The sequence below is a fragment of the Pseudomonas haemolytica genome (assembly GCF_009659625.1).
Lineage (GTDB): Bacteria > Pseudomonadota > Gammaproteobacteria > Pseudomonadales > Pseudomonadaceae > Aquipseudomonas > Aquipseudomonas haemolytica.
The window spans coordinates 24636-45240 of record NZ_VOIW01000003.1 but is presented as its reverse complement, the minus strand read 5'-3'; the positions used below and the strand labels follow the sequence as shown (position 1 = coordinate 45240).

Here is a 20605-nt window from a genome sequence, read left to right as displayed (position 1 = left end):
CTGCGACTCTCTATTTGCGCAAAAAGCGAGCAAGTCTACACCCCTCGACGGGGCAGGACAAAACTCAGCAGAAACAGGGCGGCCGCCGTAACCACAATCGACGGCCCGGCCGGTGTGTCCTTGAACCAGGACAGCGCCAGGCCCCCACACACTGCCAGCATCCCCAGGAAACTGGCGCCGATTGCCATCTGCTCCGGAGAGCGAGCGTGACGCTGGGCGGCGGCGGCGGGAATGATCAGCAGCGACGTGATCAACAATACGCCGACAATCTTCATCGCGACAGCAATCACCACCGCGATCAACAACATCAGGGTCATGCGCAGGGCTGGCACGGGCAAGCCTTCCACCGTGGCCAGCTCTTCATGCACGGTGATCGCCAACAGCGGGCGCCACAGGGCTACCAGCAAGACCAGCACCGCCGCGCTGCCTCCGAGGATCCAGGCCAGGTCAGTCGGGCTGATTGCCAGTAAGTCCCCGAACAGGTAAGCCATCAGGTCAATGCGCACTTCATGCATGAAGCTCAGCACCACCAGGCCCAGGGACAAGGTACTCGGCGCGAGGATGCCCAACAGCGTATCGGAAGCCAGCGGCTGGCGCTGTTGCAGGGTCACCAGCAGTACCGCCAGCAACAGGCAGCCCACAGTCACGGCGATGGTCGGGCTGACATCCAGCAGAAAGCCCATGGCCACGCCCAGCAACGCGGCATGGGACAAGGTGTCGCCGAAATAGGCCATGCGTCGCCAGACCACGAACGAACCCAATGGGCCCGCCACTAGTGCCAGAGCCAAGCCTGCCAGCAGGGCGTAGAGCAGAAAATCAGCCATGCTTGCAGCTATCTCCATGAACGTGAGGCGTATCGACAACGGCACCATGCAGGTCATGGGCGTGGTCGTGATGGTGGTGGTATATCGCCAGGCTCTGGGCGTTCTTGCCGAACAGTTCGACGAAGGCCGGATCGCTACTGACCTGTTCCGGATGGCCGGAGCAGCACACGTGGCGGTTGAGACAGACGACTTGGTCAGTGGTGCTCATCACCAGGTGCAGGTCGTGGGAGACCATCAGCACGCCGCAGCCATGGCGGTCGCGCAGGCGGGTGATCAGGCTGTACAGCTCGGCCTGGCCGGCGACGTCGACGCCTTGTACGGGCTCATCGAGCACCAGTAACTCTGGCTCGCGCAACAAGGCGCGGGCCAGCAGTACGCGCTGCATTTCGCCGCCGGAGATGCTTTGTACCGGGCTGTCGATCACCTGCTCGGCGCCGACTTCCCTGAGCGCGCCCTGTGCACGGGCGCGGTCGACACCAGGCACCAGGCGCAGAAAGCGCAATACGGAGAGCGGCAAGGTCGGGTCCACATGCAGCTTTTGCGGCATATAGCCCACACGCAGCTTGGGCTTGCGCCACACACTGCCGCTGTCGGGCTTGAGCAGGCCGAGTACGGCGCGCACCAGAGTGGTCTTGCCGGCGCCATTGGGGCCGATCAAGGTGACGATTTGCCCCGGTTGCACGCTCAGTGCAATGTTTTCCAGCACGTTTTGCCCGGCGAACGTGACCCCGACCTGTTCCAGGCGGATTAAGGCGTTGCTCATCAAGCCCCCTGGCAGCCCGCACACAGGCCGACCACTTCGACCGTTTGCCCCTCGACCTTGAAGCCGACGTCGGCAGAACTGTTGATAATGGCGTCACTGATGTTTTTTTGTTCCAGCTCGATGGCGGCGTGGCACTCGCGGCAGATCAGGAACTGGCCCTGATGCGTGTGCTGCGGGTGGTTGCAGCCGACAAAGGCATTGAGCGAGGCAATCCGGTGTACCAGGCCGTTTTCCAGCAGGAAATCCAGCGCGCGGTACACGGTAGGCGGTGCAGCGCGGCGGCCATCCTGCTCGCTGAGTACGCCAAGAATGTCGTACGCGCCCAGCGGCTTGTGACTCTGCCACACCAGCTCCAGCACCCGGCGACGCAAGGCGGTCAGGCGCAAGCCTTTCTGTGCGCACAGGGTGTCGGCCTCCGACAATGCGGTGTGTACGCAGTGAGAGTGGTCGTGGGGACGGCTGGCAAGCGGTGTTTTAGGCATGAGCGGCGACAGATATTTGATAGAGACGTTATTATGTTACCCGTTCCTACGCCATCGAGTGGTCATCGTGTCCCGACTTTTTCCCGTTTTTGTCGTATTTGTCACCAGTTTGTTCGTTGCGGGTGCCGCTCAAGCCGAGGTCAAGGTGCTGACGAGCATCAAACCGTTGCAGTTGATTGCCGCTGCTGTGCAGGACGGAGTGGCCATTCCAGAGGTGTTGCTACCGCCGGGCGCATCGCCGCATAACTTCGCCTTGCGCCCATCCGACGTACGGCGTGTGCAGTCGGTGGACCTGTTGTATTGGATCGGGCCGGATATGGAGAGCTTCCTACCGCGCGTTCTGAAAGGTCGCACAGCGGCAACGGTGGCCGTGCAGGATCTTCCTGGTATGAAACTTCGCCGTTTCGCCGAAGATAGCCATTCTCATGCCGACGATGCCGACGAACATGATCACGATCACCGTCCGGGCAGCCTCGATGCGCACCTGTGGCTGTCGACGGTCAATGCCCGAGTAATTGCGGCGCGCATGGCCTCTGACCTCAGCACCGCCGACCCGGCCAACGCCGAGCGCTATCAAAGCAACGTAAAGGCCTTCGATGAGCGCCTCGATGCATTGGATGCGCGGCTCAAAGCGCGCCTGGCAAGTGTCGGTGACAAGCCATACTTCGTATTTCACGAAGCCTTCGACTATTTCGAAGACGCCTACGGGCTCAAGCATACCGGTGTGTTCAGCGTTGCCGCCGAAGTACAGCCAGGTGCCCAGCACGTCGCGGCAATGCGCACGCGTTTGCAGGAAGTGGGCAAGACCTGCGTGTTCAGTGAGCCGCCGTTGCGTCCGCGATTGGCCGAGACGCTGGTGGCCGGGTTACCGGTGAAGTTGGCAGAGCTGGATGCGTTGGGTGGCTATACCCCGGCTACCGCCCAGGGTTATGAGCAGGTGCTGGAGAAGTTGGGCAATGACTTGGCTGGGTGCCTGGAGTCGCTCTAACTATCTGCGCATAACCAATGTGGGAGCGGCTTGCCCGCGATGGCGGCGTGTCAGTCGACACCGCTATCGCAGGCAAGCCCGCTCCCACATTTTTATGGCCGAGTAGGCCTTTTAGAGTGCGAACGGCAGGTGGACAGTGACCTGCTGACGCTGTGCAAGGCGATGTTCGAACTCAGCTGGATCGTGAATCAACACATCCTGCCCGGCAAACGACTCGGCCGCGATCAGTCGTGACAGCCAGAACCGCACGCACGCCACGCGTAGCATGGTCGGCCATAGCTCGGCTTCCTTGGCGGTAAACGGCCGCAGCCCTGCGTAGGCGCCCAGCAGCGCCCGGGCGCGTTGTCCGTCAATCACGCCCGACGCATCCGAACACCAGTCATTCAAGGCGATCGCCACGTCGTAGAGCATTGGTCCCGAGCAGGCATTGTAGAAGTCGATCAAACCCGTCAGGTGCGTGCCTTCAAACATCGCGTTGTCGCGAAACAGGTCGGCGTGCACGTTAGCCCGTGGCAGGGCGAGGATGTCGGCCTTGTGGGCTTCGATCTCGGCCAACGCATCATGCAGCAGGCGCTGCTGGGCGTCGTTGAGGTGCGAAATAAGCTGAGCGCCTTCACTGAGCATCCAATCCAGCCCGCGGTCGGTCTTGCGCTCAAGTACCTTTTCGCCTTGGGTAGCCAGGTGCAAGTGGCCGAGCAGGTCGCCGACCTGGACGCAATGTTGGGCGTTGGCGTCCTTGATGTGCTTGCCCGCCAGGCGCGGTTGCAGCAATGCCGGTTTGCCCTTGAGTTCGCGCAAAGCAATGCCGTCAGCCGTACGCAGGGCGTAAGGCACCGGCAGGTCGGCGTCGTGGAGTACATCGAGCAGTTCGATGAAGAACGGCATTTCTGCCACGGGGCCACGTTCAACCAGGGTCAGGACGAACTCGCCCTGCTCCAGGCTGATGAAGAAGTTGGTGTTTTCGCTGCCAGCGGCAATCCCCTGGAAATCAAGCAGGCGGCCGAGCCCGTAGGGTGCGAGGAAAGTTTCCAGCTCGGGCCGAGCCAGGGGGGTGAACACAGACATGGTTAAAACTGCCGTTACGGGCGCTGCCGTGGGCAGCGCCGGTTAAAATTAAGAAATCATTTCCATTCGAAGATCTTCCATGACGGGATCAGCATATCCGGCTGGTCAGAGCGGATGAAGTTCGCATCGGTTCCGTCCGCACGTACCAGGAAATACGCGGGAGCCCCCTTCGGGGTGACCTTGATTGCATACAGGAAACCGTTTTGGCGGTATTCCTGGATAGTCTTGTCGCCTTCCGTGCGAATGGTAACTTCCGGATCACCCCCAGGGGCACTGTCTGCCGCCATGGCAGCCATCGGAGCGAGTGCAATCAAGCCGGTCAACAGCAGGCGATTGAATGTACGCATGATAACCTTGTCCCTTTGTTTTCATTGGTCCGGCTATTCTAGCGCCTGACCCGCCGAAAAGGTTGATCCTGCTCATGAGCCAATCGCCCCTCGTCCTGGTGGACGGTTCTTCTTATCTGTACCGCGCCTTCCACGCGCTGCCACCGCTGACCACCTCCAAAGGCCTGCCGACCGGTGCGGTCAAGGGCGTGTTGAACATGCTCAAAAGCCTGCGCAAGCAGTATCCGGACAGCCCGTTCGCGGTGGTGTTCGACGCCAAGGGTGGGACCTTTCGCGATGAGATGTATGCCGAATACAAGGCCAACCGCCCGAGCATGCCCGATGACATGCGCCTGCAGATCGAGCCGCTGCACCAGAGCGTGATGGCCCTGGGCTTTCCGTTGCTGTGCGTCGAGGGCGTCGAGGCCGATGACGTGATCGGCACCCTGGCCCGCAGCAGCGCCGCGGCCAGCCGCCCGGTGGTGATTTCGACCGGTGACAAGGACATGGCGCAGTTGGTGGACGGGCACATTACCTTGGTCAACACCATGACCGGTAGCGCGATGGACATCGAGGGCGTAAAGGAGAAATTCGGCGTCGCTCCGGAGCAGATCATCGACTATCTGGCGTTGATGGGGGATTCATCCGATAACATCCCAGGCGTTCCGGGCATTGGTCCGAAGACCGCCTCCGGTTTGCTGGTGGGGGTCAATGGCGGCCTCAAAGAGCTTTATGAGCAGTTGGATATTGTGCCGACCCTGCCTATCCGTGGGGCCAAGACCCTGCCAGCCAAGCTGCAAGAGCATAAGGAGATGGCATTCCTGTCCTATCAGTTGGCGACGATCAAGGTCGATGTGCCGCTGGACGTGGGCCTGGATGACCTGCACCTGATCGAGCCGGATCGCGAGAAGCTGCTGGAGCTGTACACGCTGCTTGAGTTCAAGAGCTGGTACGAAGAGATCCAGCGCGATGCCAAGCGGGTCGAGCTCAAGGCTTCTACCGAGGCTGCGCCTGCCGTCGAAGCCATCGTCGAGGTAGCGGCGGCGGTGCCTGTAGAGGCGACTTACACCACCATCCTCGACCAGGCGACATTCGATAGCTGGTTGAAAAAGCTCAATGGGGCGCCGCTGTTTGCCTTCGATACCGAAACCACTGGCATCGACGCCCAGCAGGCGCAGTTGGTGGGCGTTTCTTTTGCCGTGCAGCCCCATGAAGCGGCCTATATTCCGTTGACTCATTCGTACATCGGGGCTCCGCAGCAGTTGGACCGTGACACTGTGCTGCTGGCCCTGAAACCGTTGTTGGAAGACCCAGCCAAGCTCAAGGTCGGCCAGCACGCCAAGTTCGACATGAACATCCTGGCCAACTGCGCCATCGGTGGTGACCCGACGCAGGGCATTACCATGCGTGGTATTGCCTTCGACACCATGCTTGAATCCTACGTGCTGAACTCCACTGCCACCCGCCATGACATGGACAGCCTGGCGAAAAAGTACCTGGACTACGACACCGTCAGCTTCCAGGACATTGCCGGCAAAGGCGCCAAGCAGCTGACGTTCGATCAGATCCCGCTCGAGCAGGCCGGCCCTTACGCGGCTGAAGATGCCGACGTGACACTGCGCCTGCACCAGGCATTGCACGCACAACTGGCGGCGATCCCGAGCCTGGCCAGTGTGCTGACGGATATCGAGATTCCGTTGGTACCGGTGCTGGCGCGTATCGAGCGCCAGGGTGCGTTGGTGGATAAGGATCTGCTGGGCATCCAGAGCATCGAGCTGGGTAACAAGATGGTTGAACTGGAGCGCCAGGCGTTCGAGATCGCCGGCGAAGAATTCAACCTGGGTTCACCCAAGCAGCTTGGGGCTATTCTCTACGAAAAGCTGGGCTTGCCGGTGTTGAAGAAGACCGGCAAGGGCCAGGCGTCCACCGCCGAGGAAGTGCTGGCCAAGCTGGCCGAAGATGACTTCCTGTTGCCCAAGGTGCTGATGCAGTACCGCAGCATGAGCAAGCTCAAGAGCACATACACCGACCGTCTGCCCGAACAGATCAACCCGCGTACCGGGCGCATTCACACGTCTTATCATCAGGCCGTGGCGGCGACCGGGCGCCTGTCTTCCAGCGATCCGAACTTGCAGAACATCCCGGTGCGCACTGCCGAAGGGCGGCGGATTCGCCAGGCATTTGTCGCGCCCAAGGGCTACAAACTGCTGGCGGCGGACTATTCGCAGATCGAGTTGCGGATCATGGCGCACTTGTCCAAGGACGAGGGCCTGATGAATGCCTTCCGCAACAATCTGGATGTGCATACGGCCACGGCGGCCGAGGTCTTCAAGGTTGAGTTGGCTGAGGTCACGTCCAACCAGCGCCGAAGCGCCAAGGCGATCAACTTTGGCCTGATTTACGGCATGGGTGCCCAGAAGCTCGGCAAGGACATCGGCGTCGATACCAAGACTGCCAAGGCTTATATCGACGTGTACTTCGCGCGCTATCCAGGCGTTCGCGAATACATGGAGCGCACCCGCGCCCAGGCGGCGGACCAAGGCTATGTGGAGACTTTCTTCGGGCGGCGCCTGTATTTGCCGGATATCAATTCCAACAAACCTCAGGAGCGCGCGGCGGCCGAGCGCACCGCGATCAACGCACCCATGCAGGGCACGGCAGCGGACATCATCAAGAAAGCCATGGTGTTGGTGGATAACTGGCTGACCGAGTCAAGCCTGGATGCCAAGGTGATCCTGCAGGTGCACGATGAGCTGGTACTCGAGGTGCGTGAGGATCTGGTTGTCGAGGTCAGCGAGAAGATCCGCGAACATATGAGCGCCGCAGCACAGCTGGATGTTCCGTTGGTGGTAGACGTGGGCGTGGGCGACAACTGGGACGAAGCACACTGATTCTGCGACTGCACCACCGCCTGCGGTGGTGCAGCGCTTTAGATCGGAAATCACCGTCAGTTATTTCCAATAGTTTTTCGGGCTTGCTGGAACTTAACCCGTGAACTGCGACTCAGAGTTACTGAATGGGTGGTGAAGCCCTTCAATGCTCCTATGTTGTGTTAAGTGTTGGCAGATATCTGGACCCCGCCCTAGCGGTCCGGAACTTGGACCCCGAACTTCCCTCCCCATACGAAGTCCGGGGTTTTTTTTCGCCCGCAGAAAAGTTACTCGGTGATTTCCGCGCCCTTGTCTGCCAATTCCATCCAGCCGGCCAGCACGGTGTAAGCATCTTCCAGGCCCAGGCGCTTTGGCGCCGAGAACAATTGGATGGTGATTGCGTCGCCCCAGCCTTTACGGATTTCGGACTGTACTTTGAGCAAGGTGTTCTTGGCGGCGCCGTAGGTGAGCTTGTCGGCCTTGGTCAGCAGGATATGCATCGGCATGCCGCTGGCGACAGCCCAGTCGAGCATCAGCAGGTCGAAGTCGGTCATTGGATGACGGATGTCCATCATCAGGATCAACCCCTTCAAACTCTCGCGGCCACCCAGGTAAGCCTCAAGGTGACGCTGCCAGTGCAGCTTCAGCGGGATGGGTACTTTTGCATAACCGTAGCCCGGCAGGTCGACCAGACGCCGATCATCGTCTAGCTTGAAGAAATTGAGCAGTTGCGTGCGGCCCGGAGTTTTCGAGGTGCGCGCCAGGCTGGCGTGGGTCAGGGTGTTCAGTGCGCTGGATTTACCGGCGTTGGAGCGGCCGGCAAAGGCGACTTCAAAGCCCTCGTCATCGGGGCATTGGTCCACTTTGGCGGCGCTGAGCATGAAGGTGGACTGTTGGCACAGGCCGAGGATGGGGTTCTTGAGTTGCATGAGATTTCCGATGTGGGCGGTGCCGAAAAAGGGTGCGGCAAGCGGTGTCGTTTCCGTTTCAGTAGCGCCAGTATATAATGCCGCAGATTTTGTGTGTGCTTTGTCCCAGCGAAGGATGAAGTTCACGGGAGCGAAAGACCTTTATTGCGCATTAGAACGCAAAACGCTCTCAAACCCTGAAAAGGTCGATGTATGGCCGATGGTTGCTCGCTTTCGGTGTCCTGGTCCCGCTTTCCGGCGCTCAGGCTACACAGGATACGGAGGCGCTGTACAACCGAGTTTGCGTGGTTGCGCTGGCGCTGACACGTGACCCAGGGTTTCAAGGCAATGCCGCCGCGTGGTTTGTGCATGGACTGCAGTACTGAGGATTACCAGGCCGTCATTGAGTTGACGGTGAGTAAACCCGGTAGATAACTCTTAAACCCTTAGCCGTAGTTGGATTAGCTGATGAACAAACTGATCGTGAGTCTGCTGTTGACCTTGGGCATCACAGGCGCTGCCGTCGCTGCAGAGGGCCCCGTCAAAGGTGATGCCACTGCCGGTCAAGCGAAGGCCGCCGTGTGTGGTGCCTGCCACGGGCCGGATGGTAACAGCCCGGCGCCGAACTTCCCCAAACTGGCCGGCCAGGGTGAACGTTACCTGAGCAAGCAGATGCACGACATCAAGGATGGCAAGCGCACGGTGCTAGAAATGACCGGTTTGCTGACCAACCTCAACGATCAGGACCTGGCGGACCTCGCAGCGTATTTTGCCAGTCAGAAGGGCAGCGTGGGAGCTGCTGATCCTAAATTGGTTGCCCGCGGAGAGAAGTTGTTCCGTGGTGGCGATCTGGAAAAAGGCCTGCCTGCCTGCACCGGTTGCCATTCGCCAAATGGCGCTGGCATAGCCGCCGCCGGCTTCCCGCATCTGAGTGGTCAGCACGCTACCTATATCGCCAAACAGTTGACCGATTTCCGTAAGGAAGAGGCGGGGCGAGCTAACGATGGCGATGCGGCGATCATGCGCACCATCGCTCGCAAGCTGAGCGACGAAGACATCGCAGCCGTCTCCAGTTACATCCAGGGCCTGCACTAAAGCTCCCCGACGTTAACACTCGATTAATCCCGCGATGCAAGCATAAAAAGGGTGGCCCAGGCCGCCCTTTTTTGTGGCCGCTGCCGTTACACTAACGAACTCATGCCCGCGTAGACCTGTCACAACAAAGGTCGCGTGAGGCGACTTTATTTGTCCAGGAGTAAAGCATGCGTAATCTGATCCTCAGCGCCGCTCTCGTCACTGCCAGCCTTTTCGGCATGACCGCACAAGCTGCCGATGTGCCGCTTGAAGCCGGTAAAACCTACGTTGAATTGGCTAATCCTGTACCTGTGTCGGTGCCAGGAAAGATCGAAGTGGTGGAGCTGTTCTGGTATGGCTGCCCGCATTGCTACGCTTTTGAGCCGACCATCAACCCATGGGCCGAGAAGCTGCCCAAGGACGTTAACTTCCGCCGCATTCCTGCCATGTTCGGTGGCCCGTGGGATGCTCACGGCCAACTGTTCCTGACCCTGGAAGCCATGGGTGTGGAGCACAACGTCCACAACGCCGTTTTCGAAGCGATCCAGAAACAAGGCAAGCGCCTGACCAAGCCGGACGAGATGGCTGACTTCGTGGCGACCCAAGGTGTCGACAAAGACAAGTTCCTGGCCACCTTCAACTCCTTCGCCATCCAGGGCCAGATCAAGCAGGCCAAAGAACTGGCGCAGAAGTACGGCGTGCAAGGCGTTCCGACCCTGATCGTCAATGGCAAGTACCGCTTTGACCTGGGCACCACCGGTGGTCCGGAAGCGACCCTCAATGTTGCCGACCAGTTGATCGCCAAAGAGCGGGCAGCCAAGTAAGGGGCCCGCCATGCGCCGTTGGGGTACCGAACGCGTCGTTGGCCTGCATGAGCCGCGGGTCAACGAACACCACCTGGAGGCCACGGGCCTGCCGGCAGACAGCCGTCTGCGCCTGCTCAGCTTCAATATTCAGGTGGGCAACAGTACCGAGAAATACCGGCACTACCTCACCCGTGGCTGGCAGCACCTCCTACCGCACAAGGGGCGTACCGGTAACCTGCAAAAAATCGGCGACCTGCTCAGCGACTTCGACCTTGTCGCCTTGCAGGAAGCCGACGGCGGCAGCATGCGTTCCGGCTACATCAATCAGGTGGAACATCTTGCCCAGCTTGGCGCGTTCCCCTACTGGTACCAGCAACTCAACCGCAACCTGGGGCGCCTGGCACAGCACAGTAATGGTGTGCTCAGCCGCCTTAAGCCAACTGTCATCGAGGATCATCCACTGCCCGGGCCTAAAGGGCGCGGCGCGATCCTCGTGCGTTTCGGTGAGGGCCCGGAAGCCTTGGTGGTGGTGATGATGCACCTGGCACTCGGCGGGCGTACGCGTAACCTGCAGCTTGCCTACGTGCGTGATCTGATTGGCAACTATAAGCACCAGGTACTGATGGGTGACATGAACACCCATGCCAATGACCTGTTGCAGAATTCCCCGCTGCGCGACCTTGGGTTATTGGCGCCGCAAGTCGAAGCCACGTTTCCCAGCTGGCGCCCACAGCGCTGTCTTGACCATATCCTGCTCAGCCCGAGCCTCACACTGGAAAGTGTGCAGGTGCTGGCGCAGCCCATTTCCGATCACCTGCCGGTCGCGGTAGAGATTCGTCTGCCGGGTTCGCTTACGGCTGATGCATTACCCGCGTTGAGCCCAGGCCCTCGCGGACCCCTTGCATGAGCGACGACGCCCAGCGCTGGAAAGAGAAATACCTCAAGAGCATCGAGCAACAAGACAAGCTCGAACGCCGCTGGGCAGCCCGACTCGACTTGCTGCGCCGTGGGCTGGTACGCAGCACGCTGGCCGCTGAAGGGACCGACCGCGCCGTTGATCAATGCATGAAGGAAATGCGTGACGTCGTACGTACCGACGACATGGACGCCGCCCTCGCAGCTTTGCTGCCACGCCTGGAAAAGGCCGTGCTCGATTCCGAGCAGCGCCGTGAAACCCGGGTCGACCAGATCAGCACCGCGCTCACCGCCTTGGTTGCCCAGTTGCAAAAGCTTCCATTGCCACGCGAGGTGGCCCGCCCGCTGAAAACCTTCGCCAAGCAGCTTGATGGCCGCGTCGGGCAAGCGCGGGAGATACCGCTGCTGCTCAGTGAGCTGAGCAGCCTGCAGGGGCAGGCGCTGAATAACCTGGAGCCTGAGAGCGAAACCGTGCGTCCGGGGCCGGGTCTGTTGCAGCGTCTGTTTGGAAGCAAAGATGCCTCGGGTGAAGACCCGGTGGCCGACGCAGCGCCATTGCCTGCAGCGCCATTGGCGCCGCTGAAGCCCGCTGCGCCACAATCCGCGCCCGAGCCGCAAGAGCCTGCCCAATCGGAAGAGTTGACACAAGCCTTGCGTGCCTTCGCGCCGGCGCCGCAAGCACCCGTAGCCTTGCAGTCCGAGCCGGTTGCACCGGCTAAAGTGGAAGAGGTTTGCAGCGATACATTTGTGTTCGAGGCCCCCGCGCCGGCTCCAGAGCAGCCAGTGGTTGCGTCTGCGCAAGTATCCGAGCCCGAAGTGCAGGAGCCTCCGCTGGCAGAGCCGGCTCACGAAAGTGCACTCGCCGCCTTTATCGAAGCACCGCAAACCCAAGTCGACATCCCGGATGAAACCACCATTGGCAGCCTGTCTCTGCCGCCCGTGTTGGAAAGCCCCGAGCCCGACGAACTGCAACCAGACGGGATATACGCCCTACCCGATTCGCCCGAGCCGTCCTACAGCTCGGTGGCCAAGCATATCGAAGACACTTTACTTGGCTTGCTGGAAGACCTGTCCCTGCCCGAGCGCCATCGGCCCCAGGCCGAGGCCATGCGTGAGCGTCTCGCCCATGGATTGAACTGGTACGAACTGCTGCCGATCCTCGATGATCTGGCGGTGTTGATGCTGGCGATCACCGACAGCGGCCAGCATGAGTTCGAGGCTTATCTCAAGCAGCTCAACGAGCGCCTCGAGGCGTTCCAGGGCCATCTGCAGGTCGCCAGCGAGGACCACGCCGATAGCAGCCTGGCTGCACGGGAACTGGATACGCAGATACGTGAACAGGTCGATGGTCTGCAAAGCAGCGTGCAGGAAGCCGCCGACCTGGGCAGCCTCAAGCAGGTGCTCGAAAGCCACCTCGAAGGCTTGCTCGGCACCATGAACGAACACCAGCAGCAACGCGACCAGCGCGAGCAGGAAGTGGCCGCACGCCTCAAAGGCCTGGCGGAGCGGGTGGCCAACATGGAGCAGGAAGCCCAGGGTTACCGCGAGCACTTGGAGGTACAGCGCCAGAAGGCCTTGCTCGACCCGCTCACCGGCCTGCCCAACCGTGCGGCCTGGAGCGAACGCCTCGATCATGAGGTCAACGCCTGGCATCAGCACGGCAACAGTCTGGCGCTGGCCATGCTCGACCTGGATCACTTCAAGCGCATCAACGATGGCTACGGTCACCTGGCGGGTGACAAGGTGTTGAAGATCATCGCCAATGTGTTGAGCAAGCGCCTGAGGCCTACCGACTTCATCGCGCGTTTCGGCGGTGAGGAGTTCGTGCTGCTGATGCCCGACTCAACCTTGGCGGATGCCTTGGCCGTGGGTGAAGTGCTGCGTGGGGCCATCGAAGCGTGCCCGTTCCACTTCAAGGGCGAGCCGGTGACGATCACGGTGTCCATGGGCGTGGCGCAGTTTCAACTCGGCGAGCGTAGTGACCTGGCACTCAAGCGTGCTGATGAGGCCCTCTATCGGGCGAAGGCGGCGGGACGTAATCAAGTGCAGGCGGCGTAAAAAATGTTCCATTTTTGTAATGGGGCCGCCTGGCGATGAACGTTACGTTACACTATTGCATTATCGTCCTTCAGTGTAATGCTTCCCGCCATGAAATTTTTATATACCGCTTTTGTGTTTCTCCTGCTTACCGCTTGCGCCAGCGGCCCGCGCCTGGATACCAGCCACCCTTCGGTGAACCACGACAACCGTGTGCAGTTCGTTGTCGTGCATTACACCTCAACCAACCTCGAACGCTCCCTGGCGTTGTTGACCCATGGCCAAGTCAGCAGCCACTACCTGATTGGCGACGATGCCTCAGGCACCATCTACAAGCTGGTGGATGAAAGCCAACGCGCCTGGCACGCCGGGGAAAGCGAATGGATGGGCCGCACCTGGCTCAACTCCAGCTCCATCGGCATTGAGATCGTCAACCCAGGGTTCAGCGATACGCCGACGGGGCGGGTGTGGTACCCGTATTCAGAAGCGCAGGTGAAATCACTGATAGTGCTGCTCAAGGACATCAGCAAGCGCAATGGCATCGATGCCAAGAACATCATCGGTCATAGCGACATCGCCCCACTGCGAAAGCTCGACCCCGGCCCGTTGTTCCCTTGGAAGCGCTTGGCCGCAGAAGGTTTAGGCGTTTGGCCGGATGCCCAGGCGGTAGCACGATTCCAGGTGCAGTACGCTGCGCAGCTGCCAAGCATCACCTGGTTCCAGGAAGAACTGGCTCGCCTGGGCTACCAGACGCCGCAGACCGGTGAGTTGGATGTGGCCACGCGACACGTAATCGCCGCGTTCCAGATGCGCTTCCGCCCATCGTTGTTTGACGGCACCCCGGATGCTGAAAGTGCTGCGATCCTGCGGACCTTGAACCAACGCTGAGTGTGTAAATGTAGGAGCGAGCAGGCTCGCTCCTACAGGGGCAATGCCATATAGAACTGCGTCCCCTGCCCAGGCCGTGAATACACGCCCATGCGGCCGCCGTGCAATTGCACGATCTCCTTGCACAGTGCCAGCCCCAGGCCCGCACCGCCCTTCTTGCGACCCACCTGCACAAAGGGTTCGAAAATTCGCCCTTGCTGACCATAGGCAATGCCTTCGCCGTTATCCTCGACGCTGATAATCACTCGCTCGCCATGACGACGAGCCTGCAGGCGAATCTGCCCACCTTCGGCGGTGTGGCGCAGGGCATTGCCGAGCAGGTTGTCGAGCACACGCTCCAGTTGCACCTGGTCGGCATAAAGCCGTGGCAATTCAGGCTGGGCTTCTACCAGTAATTCAATGTGTTGCGCGTTCGCCAGCTCGGTGAACCGCGCACGAGCGTGTTCCAGCAAGTCGGTGACGTCGCACGCTGCCAAGGTAAGTTTTTGCAAGCCGTTCTGGTAGCGCGAGAAATTGAGCAGGTCGTTGATCAATTGCATCAAGCGCTGCATCTCTTCATTGACCGTATCCAGCAAGTCCGCTTCCCGGGAATCTGCCGGGAACTTGGCTCGTTCGCGAAACAGGCCGAAGGCCATGTGCATGCCAGTCACTGGCGTACGCAGTTCATGGGAGGCGCGCAACACGAACTCGCTACGCACCCGCTCGAAGGCGCGTTGTTCGGTGACGTCATGCAACACCATAACCGCGCCAAGGATATGCCCCTGTGTGTGGCTGACAGGGGTCAGGCTGTAGGTGAGCAGGCGCAGTTCGCCCTCGACTTCCACCTCCAGGTCATCCGGTGCCCGCTCCAGGTTGCCGCCGCGCAGCACCAGTTGCAGTTGTTCATCCATTTCCGCACGACCCAGAGCTTCGCCCAGGCCTTGGCCGAGGCGATCCTCGTCCCAGCCCAGTTGGCGCTGCGCAACAGGGTTAAGGTGCTCCAGGCAGCCTTGGCGATCAATCATCAACAGGCCGTCATCGATGCTGTCGAGCACCGCTTGCAGGCGCTGTTGGCCTGCCAGCAATTCATCGACATTGGTGGCCTGATGTTGGCGCAACGCTTCGGCCATGATGCCGAAACGGCGAGTCAACTGATTCATCTCCGCTGCTGAAGAGATAGGCAGCGTGACTTCGAAATCGCCTTGCCCGATCTTATCGGCGGCCTTGGCCAGCGCTTCGATTGGCCCGCCGAAACGCCGGGCGATGCCATGGGCCGTGATGAAGCCGATGATCAGCACCGCCAACCCTACCAGCCCGAGGAGGCCGGCAATCAACAGCGCGCGCTCACGAGACTTATGCTCGCTGGTGCTGATGTTTTCCAGGGCCTGCTTGTGATCGGCGATCAGGCCGTTGCGCAGCACATTGAAGGTTTCGGTGAGCTTGTCCTTGCTGCCTGCGAGCGGTGTTGCCTTTTGAGATTGTTCAAATGCCTCAAGCAGGTTCTGGTAATCGGAGCGTGCCTGGCTGAAACCATGGCTTTTACCGTCGAGCTGCTCGTGGGCGATGCCTTGGTCCAGCAGCTCGAAATAGTGCTGCGTGGAGGCTCGCAAGGCATCGGGGTCGGGTCGATTCTCCAGCATCATGATCAACTGGTCGCCCAGGCTTTGACGCAACTTCAGGCCCAGGTCCAGGGTGATGAAATTGCTGCGGATCAACGATTCCTGGGTCTTTGCCATTTGCATGACGCTGACCAAGCCCAGGATCAACCCCAGCAAGGCAACGGTGATCAGCGCTGAAATACTCAGGAACAACCGAGTGCGCAGTTTCATCGCGAGCTTCATAAGGTGCTCATAGGTTGTACTGTTTGCGTTTGCGGTACAGGGTCGACGCGTCGATGCCGAGGGTGCGGGCTGCCTGGTCCAAGGTGTCACTGGTAGCCAGTACGGCGCCGATATGGGCTTTCTCCAGCTCGTCCAGGCTCAGTGCTGCGCCGATACGGGGTGCATTGTTGGCCGGTTGCTCGGCCATCCCCAGGTGGCTGATCTCCACCTTCTCCTGCGGGCAAATGATACTGGCGCGCTCAACTACGTTACGTAGCTCGCGGATATTGCCAGGCCAGCGATAGTTGAGCATTGCTTCTCGGGCATCAGCACTGAAGCCGCGAGCAGGTCGGGCGTATTCCTTGACGAAACGTGCCAGGAAGCGGTCGGCCAGGGTCAGTATGTCTTCACTGCGTTCGCGCAGCGGCGGCAGGTGCAAGGTGATGACGTTGAGACGGTACAGCAAGTCTTCACGGAAGCGGCCATCGCGCACCATGTCTTCCAGGTTCAGGTTGGTGGCCGCGAGAATACGCACATCTGCGCGGCGGGTGACTGGGTCGCCCACCCGCTCATATTCCTTGTCCTGGATGAACCGCAGCAGTTTTGGCTGCAAGGTGAGGGGAAAGTCGCCGATTTCGTCAAGAAACAACGTACCGCCGTCCGCCTGGTTAACTCGGCCCAGCGTGCTTTCACTGGCGCCGGTGAACGCGCCGCGGCTGTGGCCGAACAGTTCGCTCTCCATCAGTTCGGCGGTCAGCGACGGGCAGTTGATGGTCACACAGGACTTTTTCGAACGTTTGCTCCAGCCGTGGATGGCCCGGGCTAGCTCACCTTTACCCGTGCCGGACTCGCCGAGGATCAAGATGTTGGCATCGGTCCCGGCTACCTGCCGGGCAGTTTCCAATACAACCATCATCGACGGGCTGTGGGAGTCGAGCCCATCCTTGGGCTTGCGTACTTCACCTTCCAAGGCTTCCAGACGCGCCGACAGCTGGCGCACTTCCAATTGCTTGGCCGTGGCCAGGCGCAATTGGTCCGGACTGCAGGGTTTGACCAGATAGTCGGCGGCACCGGCCTGGATCGCGTCCACGGCTGTGTCCACGGCGGAATGGGCGGTGACAATCACCACGCGCATCCAGGGCGCCTGGACACGCATCTGGGCCAATACATCCAGGCCGTTGTCCTCGCCCAGGCGCAAGTCGAGGAAGCACAAGTCGAACACCTGGCGCTGCATCAGGGCATCGGCCTGGGCGGCGCTGTTGGCGGTGGCTACGGTGTAGCCCTCATCTTCCAGGCAATAACGGAAGGTGCGGAGGATCGCGGATTCGTCATCCACTAAAAGAATGCGGCCTTGTAGCTCCTTGGCTGAATCCATCTGTCCCGCGCTCCTTAACAATAAATGTGATGGTGTTTAGTCCCGGAATAATCGGGCAAGTTGCATGGTTTATTCTGATTCATAAAAGGCATCGTCGTGCAGGTATCTGCATACCCTCCTACATCACGCCAGCTGATGGCGTTTTCATGTTCTCTTGCTACTTCGTCAACCCAGTGTGAGCTTTCGATCCCTTGATCCGACCACTGACCATCGTGCATTTCGCACGGGTGCCACAGGGGCATCGTGCAGGATGCTAGGTGGCATATCCATTGCCATCATATAACCACTTGATTTTATTGAGTTTTATTTTGAAATAAAGCTGGCACGCACTCTGCAATATCTCTCCCAAGAGTGTCATGAACGAATAATCAGAATGCGGGAGAAAAGCAGCATGACTCGCCAAAGCCTCAGCCAACTATGTGTATCGCCGCTGCGTGTGCAGCAGGGACTGTTTGCCAGCCTGGCCTTGATGGTCACGTTGATTGCCGGTCAGCAGATGCATCATTGGCAGCAGAGTCCGCAGCCAGCCCCGCAATTTGAGCGTCCGGTCATGACCCAGACCCATTTCCGTTCCATTGGCAGCGTCAGCGCCGATGTGACTGCCCCGCAATTGAGCCTGGTTGACCAGGATTCCACCCTGGACGAACTGCCGGTTCAAGAGCGCTGGGTGTTCTAGGCACGAAAAGGTCGCTCGTGTCGAGCGACTGCATGGCACTACCGCTGTTACCCCTATAAAAGCGTAAGGAGAATCACCATGTTGAGTTGGGCAATCACATTTCTGATCATCGCCATTGTGGCTGCAGTCCTGGGCTTCGGTGGTATCGCGGGTACCGCTACGGGTATCGCCAAGATTCTCTTTGTGGTCTTCCTGGTGATGTTTATTGCTTCGTTCTTCTTTGGTCGTAAAGGCCGAGGCTGAATATGACCACTTTGCCTTTTAAAGCTATTGCTGCCGCCCTGCTCTTGGGCGGCAGCGGCCTGGCGATGGCCGCCAACGACGGCCAATCCCGAGCCAACGAATTGCTCAGCGCGGATCCGCAGTACCGTGAAACCTGGCAAGGCGTGGTCAAGAAAGAAGAGCGCCTGCCGGACTGGGTGATCAACCTGTCGGGTACGGCCGAGCAAATGAATGCCGTCGAAGAGGATGGTGACAAGTATCTGGTGGGGCCACTTTGCGAAACTGCAGATACGTGCCTGAACAAGCGCCTGATCGTTGCCTTCAGCTTCGACAAGGAAGATGCCTATGCCATGTTGGTTGAAGTCCCAGCTGGATTGCCAGCAGACAAGTCCCCGACGCGGCACGCCGATTACCGTTTTCTCGGTAAGCCGGATGAAGGCATGCAAAAGCTGCTGATGGAGCAGCTCAAGAACGACCCGAATTGGTACTAGGTTCCGTTTGACGGAGCCGGCGTCCATAGAAAGAAGCCGCCTCGCTTCTTTCTGTTTGCATCGCTCGCCAAGGGCGGTGCATGACCAGGGGGCCGGGTTGCTCTGATCGATTTAGATCGGCGTGACCTACGGGTACAGGGAGTACCTGCGAAAGGGCCGGGTCAGGCGAAAAGCTGCGACGCAAGTTCACAAGTTCTCAAGCTTGCTGAACTTGCGGCGGGCTTATGACTCTCATTCCCCGCTTCTGATGCTGTCCATAGCCGAAATTTTGCTTTTTGCCTCTCGCCAACCATTACTGGGTATGTCGACGCGACCATCTATCGAGAAATTTTAGTCCGCGCCATAGGACATTTCTGACGCTAGGTAATGGATTTATCAAGCATTTCTGCCAATCACCTGACGTCGTCCAGCATCTCTGAGCGAGCCTGATTTGGCAGCTTCACGGCATATTCACCCGCCTGAATGGCGTATTCGAACTGACCATTCGGACAATTATTTTCAAAAAAAGCCATGCCGATTCGGCATAGGGTAGGCGTTTACGGCATTAGACGTCGCTCCCTTGCATGGGAATAGTTGCGCCTTTTTTCGCCTGCCAGTAAGCCATTTCGGCCACGCTGCGGTGACCTTCCATGGAGGCAGATGCACACACTTTTTCGCTTTCGAGCGTTCCAGCTGGCGCATTTGCCTTAAGTCCACTTGAAGTAAGGGTAATGACATGAAGAAGGCAAAGCTAAGCCTCGCCTGGCAGATCCTCATCGGTTTGGTACTGGGGATCGCAATCGGTGCAGTGCTCAACCATTTCAGTGCTGAAAAGGCCTGGTGGATCAGCAATGTGTTGCAGCCGGCAGGCGATATCTTTATCCGCCTGATCAAGATGATCGTGATCCCGATTGTGATTTCCTCGCTGATCGTCGGCATTGCCGGGGTAGGTGATGCGAAAAAACTCGGTCGCATCGGTGTCAAAACCATTCTTTACTTCGAAGTGGTCACCACCATCGCCATTGTGGTCGGCCTATTGCTGGCCAACCTGTTCCACCCGGGCGCTGGCATCGACATGAGTACCCTGGGTACCGTCGATATCTCCAAGTACCAGGCGACTGCCGCCGAGGTGCAGCATGAACATGCCTTCATCGAGACCATCCTCAACCTGATCCCATCGAACATCTTCGCGGCGGTTGCCCGTGGCGAGATGCTGCCGATCATCTTCTTCTCCGTGTTGTTCGGCCTGGGCTTGTCGAGCCTCAAGCCAGAGCTGCGCGAGCCCTTGGTGACGATGTTCCAGGGCGTGTCCGAAAGCATGTTCAAAGTTACCCACATGATCATGAAGTACGCCCCTATCGGCGTGTTTGCCCTGATCGCGGTAACCGTCGCCAACTTCGGTTTTGCCTCCCTGCTGCCGCTGGCCAAGCTGGTTATCCTGGTTTACGTCGCGATCCTGTTCTTCGCCTTTGCGGTTCTGGGCTTGATCGCCCGCCTGTTCGGCTTCTCGATCCTGAAAGTGATGCGCATCTTCAAGGATGAGCTGGTGCTGGCTTACTCCACTGCCAGTTCCGAAACCGTGCTGCCACGTGTGATCGAGAAGATGGAAGCCTACGGCGCGCCGAAGGCGATCTGCAGCTTCGTGGTGCCGACCGGTTACTCATTCAACCTCGACGGTTCGACCCTGTACCAGAGCATCGCCGCGATCTTTATCGCCCAGCTGTATGGCATCGATCTGTCGATCGGCCAGCAACTGATGCTGGTACTGACCCTGATGGTTACCTCCAAAGGCATCGCAGGCGTGCCAGGTGTGTCCTTCGTGGTACTGCTGGCCACCTTGGGCAGCGTAGGCATCCCGCTGGAAGGCTTGGCATTTATCGCCGGTGTGGACCGTGTGATGGACATGGCACGTACCGCGCTGAACGTGATCGGCAACGCCTTGGCCGTGCTGGTTATCTCCCGTTGGGAAGGTATGTACGACGACGCGAAGGGCGAACGCTACTGGAACTCCCTGCCGCACTGGCGCAGCAAGGAAGCCCTGCCGGCCGGCGAGACTACTCGCGGCTGATGCCACGATTGCGCTGACGCAAACCCCGGATAATTCCGGGGTTTGTCGT

General features: G+C 59.5%; 19 protein-coding genes and 1 pseudogene. 12 read left to right on the top strand and 8 right to left on the bottom strand.

The annotated features are described in order from the left end of the window. Window positions 1–35 precede the first annotated feature (35 nt). Genes znuB through FRT59_RS10560 form a run of 3 tightly spaced genes read right to left on the bottom strand, consistent with a single transcriptional unit; the run spans window position 36 to window position 2069 of the window. Window positions 36–824: a zinc ABC transporter permease subunit ZnuB gene (znuB, locus tag FRT59_RS10570; RefSeq protein WP_153837264.1), complete on the bottom strand. Its 789-nt coding sequence runs from the start codon at window positions 822–824 to the stop codon at window positions 36–38. Beyond that, window positions 817–1587: a zinc ABC transporter ATP-binding protein ZnuC gene (gene znuC, locus FRT59_RS10565; protein WP_153871172.1), complete on the bottom strand. Its 771-nt coding sequence runs from the start codon at window positions 1585–1587 to the stop codon at window positions 817–819. The genes znuB and znuC overlap by 8 nt, the downstream gene beginning before the upstream one ends. Beyond that, window positions 1587–2069: a Fur family transcriptional regulator gene (locus tag FRT59_RS10560; RefSeq protein WP_034116651.1), complete on the bottom strand. Its 483-nt coding sequence runs from the start codon at window positions 2067–2069 to the stop codon at window positions 1587–1589. The genes znuC and FRT59_RS10560 overlap by 1 nt, the downstream gene beginning before the upstream one ends. Before the next feature lie 58 nt (window positions 2070–2127). On the opposite strand from FRT59_RS10560, the gene FRT59_RS10555 reads away from it, so the two are divergent. Further along, window positions 2128–3057 (top strand): zinc ABC transporter substrate-binding protein, encoded by a 930-nt coding sequence (locus FRT59_RS10555; RefSeq protein ID WP_198809687.1) that lies wholly within the window; start codon window positions 2128–2130, stop codon window positions 3055–3057. 111 nt (window positions 3058–3168) lie between these two features. On the opposite strand, the gene FRT59_RS10550 is transcribed toward FRT59_RS10555, so the two are convergent. Together FRT59_RS10550 and FRT59_RS10545 are read right to left on the bottom strand one after the other, a co-directional pair. Next, entirely contained in the window at window positions 3169–4122 is a 954-nt protein-coding gene (locus FRT59_RS10550; protein WP_153871170.1) for a homoserine kinase, read from the bottom strand. A 56-nt stretch (window positions 4123–4178) separates the two neighbouring features. Beyond that, window positions 4179–4469, bottom strand: coding sequence for a DUF2782 domain-containing protein (locus FRT59_RS10545; RefSeq protein WP_034116654.1), 291 nt, complete (start codon window positions 4467–4469; stop codon window positions 4179–4181). Between the two features lie 74 nt (window positions 4470–4543). On the opposite strand from FRT59_RS10545, the gene polA reads away from it, so the two are divergent. Beyond that, window positions 4544–7339 (top strand): DNA polymerase I, encoded by a 2796-nt coding sequence (polA, locus tag FRT59_RS10540; protein WP_153871169.1) that lies wholly within the window; start codon window positions 4544–4546, stop codon window positions 7337–7339. Between the two features lie 266 nt (window positions 7340–7605). Here the strand turns inward: polA and yihA are convergent, their stop codons facing one another. Next, window positions 7606–8247 carry a ribosome biogenesis GTP-binding protein YihA/YsxC gene (gene yihA / locus FRT59_RS10535; protein ID WP_153871168.1) on the bottom strand — a complete coding sequence of 214 codons (642 nt, stop codon included), beginning with the start codon at window positions 8245–8247 and terminating at the stop codon, window positions 7606–7608. A gap of 188 nt (window positions 8248–8435) precedes the next feature. Here yihA and FRT59_RS27215 point away from each other — a divergent pair. The 6 genes and pseudogenes from FRT59_RS27215 to FRT59_RS10505 all read left to right on the top strand — a co-directional run bounded on the left by FRT59_RS27215 (window position 8436) and on the right by FRT59_RS10505 (window position 13946). Beyond that, a pseudogene (locus FRT59_RS27215) lies at window positions 8436–8661 on the top strand (cytochrome). A gap of 33 nt (window positions 8662–8694) precedes the next feature. Further along, window positions 8695–9321, top strand: coding sequence for a c-type cytochrome (locus FRT59_RS10525; protein WP_153837262.1), 627 nt, complete (start codon window positions 8695–8697; stop codon window positions 9319–9321). Window positions 9322–9488: 167 nt separating this feature from the next. After that, the gene (gene dsbA, locus FRT59_RS10520; protein ID WP_153837261.1) at window positions 9489–10124 is read left to right on the top strand and encodes a thiol:disulfide interchange protein DsbA; all 636 of its coding nucleotides are present in this window, start codon (window positions 9489–9491) and stop codon (window positions 10122–10124) included. 10 nt (window positions 10125–10134) lie between these two features. Beyond that, the gene (locus FRT59_RS10515; protein ID WP_034116659.1) at window positions 10135–11013 is read left to right on the top strand and encodes an endonuclease/exonuclease/phosphatase family protein; all 879 of its coding nucleotides are present in this window, start codon (window positions 10135–10137) and stop codon (window positions 11011–11013) included. Beyond that, window positions 11010–13079 (top strand): GGDEF domain-containing protein, encoded by a 2070-nt coding sequence (locus tag FRT59_RS10510; protein ID WP_153871167.1) that lies wholly within the window; start codon window positions 11010–11012, stop codon window positions 13077–13079. The genes FRT59_RS10515 and FRT59_RS10510 overlap by 4 nt, the downstream gene beginning before the upstream one ends. 90 nt (window positions 13080–13169) lie before the next feature. Further along, window positions 13170–13946 (top strand): N-acetylmuramoyl-L-alanine amidase, encoded by a 777-nt coding sequence (locus FRT59_RS10505; protein WP_153871166.1) that lies wholly within the window; start codon window positions 13170–13172, stop codon window positions 13944–13946. Window positions 13947–13978: 32 nt separating this feature from the next. Here FRT59_RS10505 and FRT59_RS10500 read toward each other — a convergent pair whose 3' ends face one another. Both FRT59_RS10500 and algB read right to left on the bottom strand, forming a co-directional pair. Further along, window positions 13979–15766 carry a KinB sensor domain-containing domain gene (locus FRT59_RS10500; protein WP_034116662.1) on the bottom strand — a complete coding sequence of 596 codons (1788 nt, stop codon included), beginning with the start codon at window positions 15764–15766 and terminating at the stop codon, window positions 13979–13981. A 7-nt stretch (window positions 15767–15773) separates the two neighbouring features. Next, the gene (gene algB / locus FRT59_RS10495; protein WP_153871165.1) at window positions 15774–17120 is read right to left on the bottom strand and encodes a sigma-54-dependent response regulator transcription factor AlgB; all 1347 of its coding nucleotides are present in this window, start codon (window positions 17118–17120) and stop codon (window positions 15774–15776) included. 391 nt (window positions 17121–17511) lie between these two features. Between algB and FRT59_RS10490 the strand changes: the two genes are divergently transcribed. The 4 genes from FRT59_RS10490 (at window position 17512) to gltP (ending at window position 20556) form a co-directional block, all read left to right on the top strand. After that, on the top strand, window positions 17512–17796 hold the full coding sequence (locus tag FRT59_RS10490) for a hypothetical protein (RefSeq protein ID WP_153871164.1): 285 nt from the start codon (window positions 17512–17514) through the stop codon (window positions 17794–17796). Between the two features lie 78 nt (window positions 17797–17874). Next, a complete protein-coding gene (locus FRT59_RS10485) occupies window positions 17875–18039 on the top strand; it encodes a DUF1328 domain-containing protein (RefSeq protein ID WP_003187386.1) in 165 nt (54 codons plus the stop codon). A gap of 2 nt (window positions 18040–18041) precedes the next feature. Next, a complete protein-coding gene (locus tag FRT59_RS10480; RefSeq protein WP_153871163.1) occupies window positions 18042–18509 on the top strand; it encodes an inhibitor of vertebrate lysozyme family protein in 468 nt (155 codons plus the stop codon). A 715-nt stretch (window positions 18510–19224) separates the two neighbouring features. Continuing rightward, on the top strand, window positions 19225–20556 hold the full coding sequence (gltP, locus tag FRT59_RS10475) for a glutamate/aspartate:proton symporter GltP (RefSeq protein WP_005783475.1): 1332 nt from the start codon (window positions 19225–19227) through the stop codon (window positions 20554–20556). Window positions 20557–20605: the final 49 nt, after the last annotated feature.

Bases quoted from the DNA above. Each gene is read 5' to 3' on its own strand.
- FRT59_RS10550 (WP_153871170.1), bottom strand. From the start codon at position 4,122: ATGTCTGTGTTCACCCCCCTGGCTCGGCCCGAGCTGGAAACTTTCCTC.
- yihA (WP_153871168.1), bottom strand. From the start codon at position 8,247: ATGCAACTCAAGAACCCCATCCTCGGCCTGTGCCAACAGTCCACCTTC.
- znuB (WP_153837264.1), bottom strand. From the start codon at position 824: ATGGCTGATTTTCTGCTCTACGCCCTGCTGGCAGGCTTGGCTCTGGCA.
- FRT59_RS10545 (WP_034116654.1), bottom strand. From the start codon at position 4,469: ATGCGTACATTCAATCGCCTGCTGTTGACCGGCTTGATTGCACTCGCT.
- FRT59_RS10525 (WP_153837262.1), top strand. From the start codon at position 8,695: ATGAACAAACTGATCGTGAGTCTGCTGTTGACCTTGGGCATCACAGGC.
- FRT59_RS10505 (WP_153871166.1), top strand. From the start codon at position 13,170: ATGAAATTTTTATATACCGCTTTTGTGTTTCTCCTGCTTACCGCTTGC.
- FRT59_RS10560 (WP_034116651.1), bottom strand. From the start codon at position 2,069: ATGCCTAAAACACCGCTTGCCAGCCGTCCCCACGACCACTCTCACTGC.
- dsbA (WP_153837261.1), top strand. From the start codon at position 9,489: ATGCGTAATCTGATCCTCAGCGCCGCTCTCGTCACTGCCAGCCTTTTC.
- znuC (WP_153871172.1), bottom strand. From the start codon at position 1,587: ATGAGCAACGCCTTAATCCGCCTGGAACAGGTCGGGGTCACGTTCGCC.
- FRT59_RS10485 (WP_003187386.1), top strand. From the start codon at position 17,875: ATGTTGAGTTGGGCAATCACATTTCTGATCATCGCCATTGTGGCTGCA.
- algB (WP_153871165.1), bottom strand. From the start codon at position 17,120: ATGGATTCAGCCAAGGAGCTACAAGGCCGCATTCTTTTAGTGGATGAC.
- polA (WP_153871169.1), top strand. From the start codon at position 4,544: ATGAGCCAATCGCCCCTCGTCCTGGTGGACGGTTCTTCTTATCTGTAC.
- FRT59_RS10515 (WP_034116659.1), top strand. From the start codon at position 10,135: ATGCGCCGTTGGGGTACCGAACGCGTCGTTGGCCTGCATGAGCCGCGG.
- gltP (WP_005783475.1), top strand. From the start codon at position 19,225: ATGAAGAAGGCAAAGCTAAGCCTCGCCTGGCAGATCCTCATCGGTTTG.
- FRT59_RS10480 (WP_153871163.1), top strand. From the start codon at position 18,042: ATGACCACTTTGCCTTTTAAAGCTATTGCTGCCGCCCTGCTCTTGGGC.
- FRT59_RS10510 (WP_153871167.1), top strand. From the start codon at position 11,010: ATGAGCGACGACGCCCAGCGCTGGAAAGAGAAATACCTCAAGAGCATC.
- FRT59_RS10490 (WP_153871164.1), top strand. From the start codon at position 17,512: ATGACTCGCCAAAGCCTCAGCCAACTATGTGTATCGCCGCTGCGTGTG.
- FRT59_RS10500 (WP_034116662.1), bottom strand. From the start codon at position 15,766: ATGAAGCTCGCGATGAAACTGCGCACTCGGTTGTTCCTGAGTATTTCA.